We start from the raw sequence: 1,112 nt of genomic DNA, 5'->3' as shown, positions 1-1,112 counted from the left end.
CTTTGACCTTTCTTGCTCCTAGCATCATCGCCATGTGTGGTGCGACCAAACCAACAAAGGAAACGGGGCCGACCGTCGCCGTTGAAAAGGCACACAGCAGAGCAACGATAACAAGCAAAATCGTGTTCGCAGATGATGGATTCAGCCCGCGCGCGCTAGAAAACGCTCGACCAATAGAAAGCAGTGTTAGCCAACGTGACAACGCAAATACAATCGCTAAAAGCACCAACACGGCGATAAGCAACAGCAATGCACGTGTGCTGGTGACGCGATACGTTGGGGCCGTGAGCCAGAGCAAAATTTTGTAACTTTCCCCAGAGCCTTGCGCCAACGCAAACTGCACGAGAGCTTGTAATAGGGCGCTAAGGGCAATACCCGAGTGTACAAAATTAGAAGGGTTAAAGTGGCTGCGTTTCCCGATAATGAGCAGCAGCATCAATACGGTCAGACTGCCCAGAAAAGCGACGCCCCAGTTAAATGCGGCGAGTACAGAGCCAACCATCACACCAGTGATGATAATGGCAAAGGTTGCGCCGGATGACACACCGAGAATGTCTGGGCTCGCAAGTGGGTTGTAAACGATGCGCTGCAAAATGATCCCTGCAATGGAAAGGGCAACGCCTACTGAAATCGCACTGATCATGCGTGGCCACCGCAGTTGCCATTGGAACTCGCCAGGAATCGCAAACTCAATACCACTGATACCGTGCGTAACAAATGAGTACGCCAGAATGCCGATGATCCCCATTACTGCAATGCCCCAAACTGCTGCGTTCGATAGAGCCGTTTTTCCTTGGCTCATCGACAAGTTCAGCTGATCCGTAGCTGTCAGTTTCTTGCGAGTAAACCAGATCAACGCAGGTGCACCAATGGCCGCCGCCGCCACACCGCTTGGGATGGTTTCTTCTAACAACAAACTGAGATAAATCGCCGCAGAATCGGTGATAAGCAGCAACGCAGCGCCAAGCAACATGCTACTGATGAGTTCATCGCGTGGCGTTCTCGCACCCATTGCACGGGCGATGTTTGGTGTTAACAAGCCGATAAAACTGATGATGCCAACCGCAGTGATTGAGGCTGATACCAGCCAAATACCCATCACCATTAACGCA

At 51.6% G+C, this 1,112-nt stretch carries 1 protein-coding gene; it reads right to left on the bottom strand.

From position 1 onward, the window contains the following. A partial coding sequence (locus R7O12_RS26355; RefSeq protein WP_318127021.1) for an iron ABC transporter permease occupies positions 1–1,112 on the bottom strand: 1,112 nt, incomplete at both ends.

The organism is Vibrio sp. Vb1574, assembly GCF_033338675.1.
Note: the sequence above shows the minus strand (reverse complement) of the source record. Positions and strands in the feature narration are given on the sequence as shown.